At 34.5% G+C, this 12,911-nt stretch carries 8 protein-coding genes and 1 pseudogene; all 9 read right to left on the bottom strand.

The annotated features are described in order from the left end of the window. Positions 1–1,355: pseudogene (locus GQN54_RS03035) on the bottom strand (hypothetical protein); the annotation flags it as partial. Positions 1,356–1,489: 134 nt separating this feature from the next. Then, complete coding sequence (locus GQN54_RS03030) at positions 1,490–2,644, bottom strand: murein hydrolase activator EnvC family protein (RefSeq protein ID WP_207554796.1); 1,155 nt, start codon at positions 2,642–2,644, stop codon at positions 1,490–1,492. 43 nt (positions 2,645–2,687) lie between these two features. Next, a complete protein-coding gene (locus GQN54_RS03025) occupies positions 2,688–3,497 on the bottom strand; it encodes a DUF4292 domain-containing protein (protein ID WP_160631816.1) in 810 nt (269 codons plus the stop codon). Next, on the bottom strand, positions 3,490–5,238 hold the full coding sequence (locus GQN54_RS03020) for a tetratricopeptide repeat protein (protein WP_160631814.1): 1,749 nt from the start codon (positions 5,236–5,238) through the stop codon (positions 3,490–3,492). Before GQN54_RS03020 ends, GQN54_RS03025 begins: the two co-directional genes overlap by 8 nt. Continuing rightward, a complete protein-coding gene (locus GQN54_RS03015) occupies positions 5,228–6,226 on the bottom strand; it encodes a sugar phosphate nucleotidyltransferase (protein ID WP_160631812.1) in 999 nt (332 codons plus the stop codon). Before GQN54_RS03015 ends, GQN54_RS03020 begins: the two co-directional genes overlap by 11 nt. A 30-nt stretch (positions 6,227–6,256) precedes the next feature. Next, a complete protein-coding gene (gene dut, locus GQN54_RS03010; protein ID WP_160631810.1) occupies positions 6,257–6,691 on the bottom strand; it encodes a dUTP diphosphatase in 435 nt (144 codons plus the stop codon). 53 nt (positions 6,692–6,744) lie between these two features. Further along, positions 6,745–8,229, bottom strand: a complete 1,485-nt coding sequence (locus GQN54_RS03005; protein ID WP_160631808.1) for an oligosaccharide flippase family protein — start codon at positions 8,227–8,229, stop codon at positions 6,745–6,747. Positions 8,230–8,264: 35 nt separating this feature from the next. Then, a complete protein-coding gene (locus tag GQN54_RS03000; RefSeq protein WP_160631806.1) occupies positions 8,265–9,044 on the bottom strand; it encodes an enoyl-CoA hydratase/isomerase family protein in 780 nt (259 codons plus the stop codon). 30 nt (positions 9,045–9,074) lie between these two features. After that, the gene (locus GQN54_RS02995) at positions 9,075–12,671 is read right to left on the bottom strand and encodes an ATP-binding protein (RefSeq protein ID WP_160631804.1); all 3,597 of its coding nucleotides are present in this window, start codon (positions 12,669–12,671) and stop codon (positions 9,075–9,077) included. Positions 12,672–12,911 lie beyond the last annotated feature (240 nt).

The raw sequence follows: 12,911 nt of genomic DNA, 5'->3' as shown, positions 1-12,911 counted from the left end.
TCTAAGATGTCATTGTTGATTGCCAAGCTGTCGATTAACTCGTTCATGGAGTCGTTGTCGTTGTTGATTATTCCATTATATCGAGACATATCGATGTAAAAAATAGAATCGTTCTCAATAATTACAATACTATCCCCGATTAAAGCGGCGGAGGTAATTCGCTCATTTAATGAGTCCAAATCTTTATCTGATAGGTAGTGCCCACCAATACTATCTAAAGCAATTCTTAAACTATCTCTATTTTGATTGATTTGACTTTGCAACTGACTCCTTTCATAATTACCAATGCTATCCAAGTCTACACCCCTAGAATATATTCCTTTAACAAATAGTTTTAGTGTATCATTATCAATAGACAAACTATCTACTAATTCATTGGTGGGATCATTATCTAAACTTCCACCTCCTTTAAGAGCACTGACATCAATATAAAATGTAGAATCATTTTCTACAATTATTATACTGTCTCCAACTAAGCTAGCGCTTGAAATACGCTCATTTGTAGTGTCTGTATCAAAATCGAGATTCAGGTGATTGTTCAAAACATTCACTACGGCATCAATAGAATCTTTATTTTGAGCGGTAAGAGTAGAGTCTACTATCAACCTACTCTCTATATTCAAAAGGTTAGCTCTATTACCTAAAATTTGATCTTGGAGAATACTTCTTTTGTAATCACCTAGAGTATCCAAAATAATGAAAGCGCTTACCGTACCTTGTTGGTAGATTGATAAAGTCCCATTTTCTAAAGTCAGGCTATCAACCAACTCATTAGTTGAATCATTATCTAAGCTTGCTGCTCCTTTAAAGGAAGTTAAATCAATATAAAAAGTAGAATCTCTTTCTACGATAACAATACTATCCCCAACAACCCCAGCAGACGTTATTCTTTCATTCAAACTGTCCAAATCTCCGCTCCCAGAAGATTTTGCGTAAAGTGCATATGGTACTGATAATAATTGTGTAGTTCCCATGTCTTCATATACTCCTCCAGAAGACCTTAACTCCACCTTTAAAAAATATGCACTTTCACCCCATTGAATGTCCGAAAAGGAAATCAAAGCACCATTTCCTGTCTGCGCACCACTACCAATTTGAATATTGAACCCTCCAAAAGGAGTAGTAGTAACCGTGAACTCTTCTTCGTATTGAAGTACCCCTGATGCACTTGATGAAAGTATACCAACTCGAACATCTACCTGTTGATTTGTAATTAACTGCCCTGCTGCATCTCTAGCAACAGCTTGATAATTTATGTTTTCTGGAGATTGTGCCCTTAGAATTGAAGGCAAAAATATTAAGGCTGTGCAAATAAAAATTACACAACAAAAAGTGATTCTTTTTGCAAATATCATGGGATTATATTTGGTTATTGTTTGGAGTAAAACCTTTTAACTTCGATGAAATAATTGAACGAAATTAATAATTATTAACATTAATAGAAATTAATGTCTTCTACGTCGATTAAAAATAAAGGTTTAAAGAAATTTTACTTTCTATATATCCAAAGTTCAGGGTTTAATTTGGTAGTATTTTTCCAAATCTCCAAGTGTAGATTTGTTTTGTTATCATCATCTGTAACTACTATTCCAAGATCTTGTTTTGTACTTACTTTGTCTCCTTTTTTTACAAATAGTTCTTGGAAGTAGGTGTAAACGGAAAGGTATTCTCCGTGTCTAATCATAACACCTTTACCTCCACCAGGAATGATAATAACAGCGGTAACTTCTCCTTCAAAAATACTACGTATTACAGATCCCTTAGTTGTAGAGATGTCTATTCCATTATTCTGAACTTTTACCCCAGGCAGCGCTGGGTGAGGGTGTTCACCAAATTTTTCAGTAATTAACCCTTCTACTACTGGCCAAGGTAATTTCCCTTGATTAGCTGTAAAAGAATTCGAAAGCTCTTTTGCTTCAGGGGTTAGTGGATATCCTTTAGAATCTTTTCCAGCCTTTTTAGCAGCCTCTTTAGCCTTTCTAATCTCTTCTTCAATAATTCGCTCAATAGCCTTTTCTAGCTTTTGACTAGCTTTCTTCTTTTCAGCTAGTTGCGCTTTTAACTCTTTTTCTTTCCCTTGAAGTTGATTAACTACATTTTGTTTTTGATTCTTCTCACTTCCTAGCTTTTGATATTCGTTTTGGATGGATGCTAGTAAATTCTTCTTGCTTAATCTAATGGCTTCCAATTGAGTTATTTTTTCATTGATTTCTCCTTGAGTAAACTCAATTTTTAAAACCTGATTCTTTCTGTACCTCGTGAATTGCTGTAAGTATTTTAAACGTTTAAAGGCCTGATTAAAATCTTCGGATGAAAAGACAAACATCAATTGATCGTAGGCACTCCTATTTTTATATGCACTTTGAAGAATTTTAGCATATTCATCTTTCAATAACTTCATTGTATTGGTCAATGAATCCAACACTACTTGATTGCTATCTATTGATTTGTCAATCAACACAATTTCTTGATTCATCGTTTGGATCAACTCTTCTCTAGCGCTTATTTTTTTACTTAACTGCAACAATTGACTAATAGATGCCTTTTTGTTTTCAGCAGTTTCATCTAGTAATTTATTGGTATATATAATTTCTTTTTGCAGTTCCTTCTTTTTTTGCTGCAATTCTGATTTCCCCTGCGCCATCAAAATAATAGGCGCAATCAAAACACATATAAAAAAACAAGAATTAATAAAATACCTGTTCATACTTCGATGGGATATTAAATGAAAAAGAAATCGGTTGGTCCAAAGTTATTTTTGAGTATTCAATGTCTACCCTATCATTAACAGATTCATTTAAGTAATAAGTCAATTGAGTAGGAAATAGTTTTCCATCAATCTCTTGATGTTGCATAAAAAGTGCTCGCACAAATCTAGAAGCTGTTAAATCACTGATTAGCATTTCTTCAATTTTAAATGTTGTAGGGTTCAACCATAAACTAACCAATTCATTATCGTCTATTTTCTTTGGTTTTTTTTCAGCCTTCACCACTTTTCGACGCTTTATATTTCCAAGATAATACTTTTCCTTGTCAATGCTAAACTTAAGTTTTTCATCTCGTTCGAAATCTACTTTATTTCCGATTAACAATGCTTGTACTGTTTCAAATTCTAGAGCAATGTCATACTTCTTATAGAAATATTCATAATCCCCAATAAAGTATTCAGCATTAATTCTATTGATTACTTTTAAGGAGTCTTTTGTTAGTAAAATTCGAGCTAATTCTATTCCAAATAAAGGGGTGATAGAAACCCATATCGCACTGTCTTTCTGGATTCGAATCGTACTCTTAAAAGAGTTTTTCTTCTCTTCATTCTGAACGGTAATTGCAGATCTTCCAGAGAAAGTTTTAAAATCCACCTCATTTTTCTCTAACTTTTCCAATAGAAAGTCTTTATTCTTTCCTTCTAATGGCTTTCGAGAAATCTTCTCCGTTTTACAAGCTACTAACAATATCAGAATAGAGATAATCAAATACCCAACTCTTTTACTCATAATAAACCCCTTCCTTAATTTTTCTATCAATCTGATCTGAAGTATCACCTATCTTTTTAGCCTTTTCCCAATACTCTATCGCCTCTTCCTTGTTACCTAATTGCGCAGCAACATCACCTAAATGTTCCACTATTACACCACTACTAGAACCTCCATTGGCATAGGCCTTTTCAATCCATTCCTTGGCTTCCTCATATTTGCCCTGTTGAAACAAAACCCAGCCGTAAGTATCTTCAAATGAGGATTGATTCGGAGCTATCTTATTGGCCAATGCTGCCATTTCCGCCGCTTTCTCCAGTTGCTTTTTATCCAATGATAAATAATAGCTATAATTGTTCAAAACATATACGTTAGAAGGTTCTATCTTCAATGACTTCTCGTAACTATCGTAGGCTTTTTCTTTTTCTTTCTTTTCGAAATACACGTCGCCTAGACTTGCATAGATTTGAGCCTTTAATGCCTTATTTTCAACCGCATAATCCTTTCCAGTTAGCAAGTAATTTATTGCCTTGTCATATTCTTTAAGTTGGGAAGATGAGATACCTGCAAAAAAATAAGCAACAGCTTGGTTTGGAAATAAGTTCAACGCTCTTTCACTTACTTGCTGCAATGATTTATTGTCACCCCTTTCTGACTCTACAATAATTAATTGATTCCAAATAGCATACCGACTACTATCCAACTCTAATGTCCTTTTATATTGTATGGAAGCCTTATCTAATTGCTTATCCCTATACAAATAATCTGCATACATGGCATGTGACTTTGCCTCATTTGGGTGAACTTTTACTAGAATTTCACACAACTCCAATGCCTCATTTTTGGTATTTTCATTCGACTCTGCTGCAACAAAATAATCAAGTAAGACTTTAATCTTACTGTCAATATCCATTTTTTCACTCTCAAAGGCTTTAATAACATAGGCTTTAGCCTTCTCATCTTCTCCTTTTTGTCGATAAAAATTGGCTAAAGCAAAACTCAATTTAGGATCCTCTGGATTAATGGATTCCATCTCTTTATAGACTTCAAGCGCCTCTTTTTCCATTCCATTCACCATATAGGTATCGGCAAGAATGTTGAAATATGTCATGTTACCAGGGTTTTCTAAGATTAACTTTCTAACCTCCGCAGCAGCTTTAGATACATCACCCATCTTGAGATATATCTTTTGCTTTTGAAGTGAAATCTCCTCCGTAACTCCCATTTCTTCCTCAATACTATTCAGCTCAGCAATCCCTTCTTTATACTTACCGTTATACAAATACATTCCTGCTAATTCATATCGTAACTCCAAATCATTGGGCTTCATTTTTGAAAGCTTCTGATAGATTTTTTGGGCTGTTTCAATTTCTTGTAATTCTATGGCAATTTTTGCCTTTAGAAAAGAATACCAAAAATTTTCGTCATCAATTTCAACTGCCTTTTTAATAGCTTCGTAGGCTTTTGTTGTTTGACCTGATTCTATCAGCAATTGAGCTTTTTCATAATAAGGTGCTGCTTGAGAAGGGTCTATAGCGATAGATTTATCAAGAAGGTCCAGAGCTGCATTTCTATTTCCTAAAATCTTCTCCTTATTGGCGTCCACAAAAGTCTGCTCAAAACGTATTTTATCCTTTTCAGATAACCCTCCATTACTTTTTGATTCAGAGTCAACAGCATCTTGTCCGGCCTTACAGCCAAATAAGAGAACTCCTAATAGAAGGGTAGTAAATAAAAAATGGATGGTTAATTTACAATTCATTATAGTCACCTATGCTACAATCGGTTAATTCTTTTGAAATAGAAACATGATTCCCAATCATTGAGTTGGTATAACTCACCCCTTTCAATGTTGTATTGGTCTGGATAATTGTATTCTTAATAACTGCATTCTCAATAGAAGAATTGTCTCCCACAGAAACATGTGGACCTACAACCGAATTTTTTATCGTTACGTTCTCTCCAATGTAGCAAGGTTCTATAATAATAGATTGGTCAACTTTAGCGGAATCTGCAACAATCTTTTGGCCTTTTAGAAACTCCAATACTCTTTGATTAGTATAGACTGTTGCATTCTTATTTCCACAATCTAACCACTCATCCACTTTACCAGGAGAAAACTTAACTCCTTTTTGCTTCATGTTTTCCAAGGCATTGGTCAATTGATATTCCCCTTTGTCTTTAATATCGTTATCAATCAGATACTGTAATTCGTTTTTTAAATTAGCACCATCTTTAAAGTAATAGATTCCAATAATAGCCATGTCCGAAACAAACTCTTGAGGCTTCTCAACAAAATCAGTAATAACATTATTCTGATCTACTTTAATCACACCAAAAGCTTTTGGGTCTTCAACACTTTGCACCCAAATGATACCATCTTTAGAATCGTCTAAAGTAAAATCAGCTCTAAAAAGAGTGTCCGCAAAAGCTACTACCACTTTACCTTCTAATAAATCTTGAGCACATAGAATGGCGTGAGCTGTACCTAATGCCTGCTCTTGATGAAATATTCTACCTTTAGCTCCTAATCCTTCTGCTACACCAATCAAATGTTTCTCTACTTCTGTACCAAAATCGCCAATAATAAATCCAATTTCTTCAATTGGTTCTGCACATACTTTTGCAATATCTTCTACCAACCTTTGAACTATTGGTTTTCCTGCAATAGGCAACAATGGTTTAGGAATAGTTAGTGTATGCGGACGCATTCTTTTCCCAATGCCCGCCATAGGAACAATAATTTTCATAAAATATACTTTTTAACTTCTTAAATGTCTTTACTTAACGCCAGTACTACCAAAACCACCAGCACCTCTTGCGGTTTCCTCCAATGAATCTACTTCTACCCAATCTGCTTGTTCGTGAGCAGCAATAACCATTTGAGCTATTCTTTCTCCATCCTCAATAACAAATGCTTCATTGGATAAATTAATTAAAATTACTCGTAGTTCACCTCGATAATCAGCGTCAATTGTTCCTGGAGAGTTTAAGACAGTAATTCCTTTTTTCAGGGCTAACCCACTTCGAGGTCGAACTTGTGCTTCATAACCAACAGGAATTTCCATAAATAAACCAGTGGGAACTAAAGTTCTTTCTAGAGGTTTTAGCGTAATTGGAGAATCTATATTAGCTCTTAAATCTACACCAGCAGCAGCTATCGTACCATATTCTGGGAGTGGGTGTTTGGACTGATTAACAATTTTTATTTTCATCCACCTGAGGAATTGAGTGATTTTTTCCTTCGAATTAATATCGAAAGATTTGCCTACGAAATTAGAACTTTTTTAGGTTTTTCTAAAATGTAGACAACAGCCACAAAGAGCAACATGAAAAAGGAATGAATCATATATTTAAACAATGATGTTTCCATATCCAATAGTATTGTAATCCCATAAAAACCAATGGCTAGAACCAAATACATAAAAATTCGCTTCAGTGGATAATTAACAGGATAATACTTTTGCCCTAACCAATAAGATATCAATACCATAGAAAAATAACAAACCAAAGTGGTGATGGCAGATCCCAAATATCCAATGAATGGAATTAGAATATAGTTCATGGTAATTGTAATGATCGCCCCAACTATTGCAATTCCGGCTCCATACCTAGTTTTACCGCTTAATTTATACCAGATAGATAAGTTATAAAATATACCTAGACATATATTTGCCAACAATAAATATGGAACCACATTTAAACCTACCCAATACTCTTCCTTTCGGACAAAATATTTGATTACATCCATATATAGCATTACTCCCAAAAAAATAAATGAGCAAACAATTACAAAATACTTCATTACCATCGCATAAGACTTGGTTGCATCTTGCTCTTTTGCTTGATTAAAAAAGAAAGGTTCTGCCGCATATCTAAATGCCTGAATGAAAATACTAATTATGATGGATATTTTATAACACGCTCCGTAAATACCTACCATACCAGTTGCACCATCTACGCCTAATGTATCTTTTAGCATCCATTTTAGCATAATTTTATCGGCATTTTCGTTAACTATAATCGCTAAACTAGCTACCAATAATGGCCAACCATAGCTCAACATTTTCTTAAGCAATGGGATATTTATCGAGTACTTGATCTTGTATAAATAAGGCGATAGAAGCACAAACTTAAATGCCGTTGCAAACAGGTTAGCGATAAAAACATAGCCAACACCTATGGTAGGTGTAAACAAATATTCTGTGAAGAAATTAGATACTCCATCTTGATAAGCAGGAATACAGTAGCCAATCCAAAATAAGTTTAATCCTATATTAATTGCAATGGAACCTAAATTAACTGCCGCAAACGTTTTGGCCTTATTCTCAACTCTAAGCTTGGCCAAAGGGATAGACGATATCGCATCCAAACCAACAATAAATGCGAACCAAACTACATACTCTTGATTATTAGGATAACTGATAAAGTTGGCAATCGGCTGAGCAAAGATGGACGCTAGAAGTATAAATATAGATGTAGTAACCAAAAGGGCAATTATGGTAGTACTAAAAACCTCGTCTTTATTGTTTTCTTCTTTAGAGTTGAATCTGAAAAAAGCAGTTTCCATTCCATAAGTCAATAAAACTACTAGGAATGAAACATAGGCATACATTTCGGTAATCACCCCAAACTGCTCTTTTAAAAAAATCGCTGTATGAATGGGCACAAGTAGGTAATTGAGTAATCTACCAACGATACTCGGAAGTCCATATATGGCTGTTTGACCGACTAATTTTTTTAACGGATTCATTTTAAAACAGCACTAAGAGAGGTTAATATTCTCAATTATTTGCCAGGAAAGTTGGGCTTTCTTTTTTCTAAAAAGGCTGTAGTTCCCTCTTTAAAGTCTGCCGTTTCAAAGCACGCACCAAATTCGTTCATTTCTGACTCAAATCCATTCACTCCATCTTTATAACCATCATTGATAGCTTTTATCGCCTTGCTTATCGCAACACTAGAGTTCCTAGATATCTTATGTGCTATTTTCTTTGCTCGATCTAATAGTTCGTTTTGTGTGGTGACATGATTCACTAATCCAATCCGATGTGCTTCATTGGCATCAATCATTTCAGCTGTAGTAATCAATTCCATGGCCTTACCCTTTCCAGCTAATTGAGCTAATCGCTGAGTACCTCCATATCCAGGAATTACTCCTAGGGTAACCTCGGGCAATCCCATTTTAGCGTTATCTGATGCTAATCTGATGTGACAACTCATGGCCAACTCTAATCCGCCACCTAGCGCAAAGCCATTAACTGCAGCGATAACAGGTTTTCCACAATTCTCAACAACATCAAACATAGAATGTTGACCTTGTTGGCTTAAAGCAAATGCTTCCTTACTATTAAAATTGGCAAATTCCGAAATATCTGCACCTGCTACAAAAGCTTTAGTTCCAGAACCTGTTATAATTATTGCGGTCACCTCTTGACTTGCATCTGCTTCTCGAATGGCATCTCCAATTTCTTGAATGGTTTGCTTGTTTAATGCATTTAATTTATCCGGACGATTGATGGTAATGATCTCAACTGTACCATCTTTTTCAATTAAAATATTTTCAGGCATTGTCTATCAATTTTACTTCAAAAGTATTATTTATTCTTGAGCTAAGGAGGGCAATGTAAGTATAAAAGTAGTTCCTTGATTCACTGTGCTTTCAAATCGAACAGTCCCGCCGGAGTTTTCTATGCTATTTTTTACAATGGCCAATCCTAGGCCCATTCCACTAGATTTACTCGTAAAATTAGGAACAAAAATTCTGCTATAGTCTTCCTTAGCTATTCCGACCCCATTATCTTTAAAAGCAATCACAAAATCGTTTTCTATTCGATTGACTTCAATTACTATTGCAGCTTCTCTTCCTTCAGGTATTGCCTGTAGTCCATTTTTTATAATGTTGTTGAACACTCTTATCAATTGGTCTTGGTCTGCTTTCACTAAAGCATGCTCACAATTTAGGTTGAGTTTGATATTGCCTTTTTCACTTTCATCAAACAAACTGACAGCATTTCTCAGAACCGGAATAAAATCCATCTCTACTTTCTGTGGCTCAGGCATTTTGGCAAAATTAGAAAACTCATCTGCTATATGAGCAAGCGCATCTATTTGCTGAATTAGCACCTGAGATGTTCGATTAATTCGATCATCTAAATCAGCAGCTTCATCATCTGCAGCCCTTTTCAAATGCTGAATGCTCAGTTTCATTGGAGTTAGCGGATTTTTTATTTCGTGGGCAACTTGCTTCGCCATTTCTTTCCAAGCTCCTGCTCTTTCTGTTCGGGCTAAAAGGTCCGCACTATCTGCCAATTTAACCACCATTCGATTATACTCTTTAACCAAACTACTAATTTCGTCGCTACCTTCCCATTCAATTATCTCATTGGAGGAACCAATATTTACTTTAGAAATGTTTTCTCGTAAGAGTTGAAGAGGTTTAGAAATATAATTGGCAAAAATCACCGATAAGATGATCGAAAAACAAAAAATCACAACGTATATGTTGATACTGCTTACCAAAAAGCTAGAAATCTCTTCTTCCAGCTCATTTTGCTTAGCAAAGTAAGGTAAATTTAAATAGGCTAAAAATTGCCCATCATTATTGAAAAAGGGAACATATGCAGAAAGGTAGCTTAATTGTCCAATGTGTTCATTATTAATAAAAATTCGTTTCTTTTCTTTGGCCATCATTCGATAAGCTTGAGCATCCATCAATGGTGCTTTCAAACCGATATCAAAAATCTCAGGTCGCGAGGTTGCAATCAAATCTCCTTCTGAGCTATAAAGATTTATATCCGTATAGAACACATTTGAAAACTTCACAAGAACCTGTGTCATATACTCCGAGAGATTATCGCTCAACACCTCTTCATCCCCAAGTTTTTGATTGACTTCAATTAGAACGGAACGCAACTTCTCTGTAATGTTCTTATCGTTTTTTGACCGATACTGTTTCTTGATGTAATAAGTAGAGGCAATACTGAACATTCCTATTGAAAGCAATAGTATTCCAATGATAAATAACTGGATCTTGGTGGTAAAATCCCTAATTCTCCATTCTACTCGAAATGGAAATTCCTTTAGTGTTAATGCAATTATAACAATCAATAATGCCATGAATGTAAAAACATAAGAAAAAGTAGTGAACGCACTCAACCAGTCATTTCTTTGACCTACAATTTCTAATAAAGTAGTAGGATTTAATCTATAATACAAATGATTGTGTTCACGATCTTTAACCTTTAATACTGAACCAACTTTCACATCTATAGAGTCAATAATAGAAGAAAAAGAGTAAGGTCCTGCACTTGCTACCAATTCTTGTTGCTCATACTTTGCAAAAGAAAGCTCCCCTAAATTTATTGACCTACTAATCTCCTTTTGATCCAATAACAATTCAGGATAACCTTCATTCTCAATCAGTCGTTTATTATTGAATTCGGCAAATAAATAAACAATAGAGGAGTCTATTTGAAATGAAATGCGACTCAGGTAGGAGATTCGGCCTGTTTCTGATTGCATTAAATAAAGTGGATAACTGCCTGTTGGGGTTCCCTCTTTTTCAATACGTTCATCAAAAAAATGTAAACAGTTTACCTCTAAATTGTCGGGTTGTACCAGTAATCGATCTTCGGGTGCACAAAATGTAAATTGTAACTGATAACCCTGCCAAAATCCCTTAAAATAATTGGAACTAATGTAGTCATTTACTTCAATTGGCTGATCCCAATATTGCTCAAGCATAGACAATAACAACGTATCCATTTTCATTTTTTCCACACTCTTCGAAAACAAATACTCTGCAATAGCATCCTTTTCTTCGGACAACTTTTGAGCCATAACAGTCATGTTTCTTCGTTCTTTAAGCGCGGTTTGATGAAGTATAATGTACGATGAAATTAGGCTCAACAACACTATCAGAAACAAAGACCTCGTTAGGTTATACCTTCCATTGTAATACCTTTGAATAGTAGCAACAAAAAGAATTAAAACTAAAGGCCAATTAATGAAAGTAATATTCCTTTCTCCCCAATAATACTGTAAAGCATAATTGAATATGCCGAATAAGAATATGAACCAAACGGTTCGACTCTTCGCTACCTTATTCTGACTAAAGGTTTTGAAAACCAATAAGAAAATAGAACAAAGCAAGAAACACATTACCAATAATCCCAAATAACTATAAGGGTTTAGAGAATATAAATTGCTTAAATCAAAACTAATTGTAGAACTAATTACGAGTCCTCGAAATAGTTGAGTAATCAATGCTCCGAGTAAAAATATACTACTCAACATGAGAATTAGTCCTAGCGTATGAATTTTATTCTGGACCATTCTTTTTACAATAAGCCACAATATGGCAAAAGCAAAAAGAAGATGAAGAATAGTATCCCCCAGATTAGGTAGCCACTCATTTAAGGCAAAAACTTTGGGACTAAATAGTTCTGAATAATATAAAAATTCAGGAAATTGAAAATAAAAGCCTAGGAATCTTATCAAGCTTAAAACAATAAATGCAAGCACATTCGAAACTATAGACCTATTTTGTATCCATTGAACGATAAGGTATAAAAACAATACAACAGAGAGAAAATAGATCGCAACTTGCCAGTTGGTTATAGTTGGGTAAAGTAGTTTAGTGGAATAAGGCTGAAGTGAAAAAACGACTGTTTTATTAGAGTTTACAAACTCGATATCACCCGAATCATCCCAATTTAAAGAATACTTACTCGTGAGCTTTTCGTTTAACGTAAATACATTCTGTAAATATGTATTATTATGAAAATACTTCTGTTGAAGCAATATGGCAGCAAAAGCATTATGATTTCTATTGGATGCCTTGAGTATATAATAATACCCATCTCCTAGCAAGTGAACCTTTTTGTCAACATCAGCAGTATGCAATAGATCACTTACACTTGCATTGTTATTCGTCCATAAAACCAATGAGTCCTCCTCAAATAAATAATAACTTATTAATTCAGAATTATATCTGTCATCTAACTTTTTGGTGTTTAATACCGATTCGAGATTTACTTTAGCCTCGTCCTCTAATTTTATAAAATTGTCCTTTGCAGCCTCTATCTGAGAATCACCATATTGTTGATTCAACCAATCAGTCGGAACAACGAGCAGTACGCATAGTAGCAACTCAAATAATATGACCCACTTTAGTATAAAAGATTTTTTTCTCATCACATCAAATTTATGATTTTATAGGAGGAAAGTATATATTCTTAATCGATAGTCTTTTAGTAAGAATTATTGCTTGAAGTTTGATTAATCCTGCTTTTATCTTCATCAAATTGAATCATAAACTCAACCCTACATTGAAACTTATTTGGGTAGATATAAAGCATTAATAGTCTTAAAAAAGATGTGTTTAAGGACAATTATGTTTACTCATAACCGTGTAAACGATCTGTCAGCCTTATC

It is taken from the genome of Acidiluteibacter ferrifornacis, assembly GCF_009909615.1.
Taxonomy (GTDB): Bacteria; Bacteroidota; Bacteroidia; order Flavobacteriales_E; family Vicingaceae; genus Acidiluteibacter; species Acidiluteibacter ferrifornacis.
This window is presented reverse-complemented; position numbering and strand designations above follow the sequence as displayed.

What these genes read in the sequence shown, in the direction of transcription:
- GQN54_RS03030 (WP_207554796.1), bottom strand. Translation starts at nt 2,644, where the DNA reads ATGGCGCAGGGGAAATCAGAATTGCAGCAAAAAAAGAAGGAACTGCAA.
- GQN54_RS03025 (WP_160631816.1), bottom strand. Translation starts at nt 3,497, where the DNA reads ATGAGTAAAAGAGTTGGGTATTTGATTATCTCTATTCTGATATTGTTA.
- GQN54_RS03020 (WP_160631814.1), bottom strand. Translation starts at nt 5,238, where the DNA reads ATGAATTGTAAATTAACCATCCATTTTTTATTTACTACCCTTCTATTA.
- GQN54_RS03015 (WP_160631812.1), bottom strand. Translation starts at nt 6,226, where the DNA reads ATGAAAATTATTGTTCCTATGGCGGGCATTGGGAAAAGAATGCGTCCG.
- dut (WP_160631810.1), bottom strand. Translation starts at nt 6,691, where the DNA reads ATGAAAATAAAAATTGTTAATCAGTCCAAACACCCACTCCCAGAATAT.
- GQN54_RS03005 (WP_160631808.1), bottom strand. Translation starts at nt 8,229, where the DNA reads ATGAATCCGTTAAAAAAATTAGTCGGTCAAACAGCCATATATGGACTT.
- GQN54_RS03000 (WP_160631806.1), bottom strand. Translation starts at nt 9,044, where the DNA reads ATGCCTGAAAATATTTTAATTGAAAAAGATGGTACAGTTGAGATCATT.
- GQN54_RS02995 (WP_160631804.1), bottom strand. Translation starts at nt 12,671, where the DNA reads ATGAGAAAAAAATCTTTTATACTAAAGTGGGTCATATTATTTGAGTTG.